The sequence below is a fragment of the Ferdinandcohnia sp. GQ5 genome, assembly GCF_059759275.1.
Map to the genome: position 1 here is coordinate 1 of NZ_JCAXEW010000074.1, position 224 is coordinate 224.

General features: G+C 36.2%; 1 protein-coding gene. It reads right to left on the bottom strand.

Going from position 1 to position 224, the window contains the following annotated elements; translation table 11 throughout:
* Positions 1-224, bottom strand: a 224-nt coding sequence (locus tag AC6CHV_RS26440; protein WP_498079984.1) for a transposase, incomplete at both ends; no start/stop codon positions are given.

Consider the following 224-nt stretch of genomic DNA (forward strand, 5'->3'; position numbering starts at 1 on the left):
AACGTAAATTTATTCGCATTCGCTTCAATCTTTGTACCATCAATAAAAATAGCTTCTTGATCAATAAGTTTTTCTTCAACTAATTGGCAACGGAATTGGACGAAACATTTGCGAATTAAATCTTTCACTTCTGATTGAACACGGAATCGGTTGATTGTGCGGTAGCTTGGTTCATACCCTTGAGCTAACCACATCATACGGATACTATCTTTTAATAGGGCTTC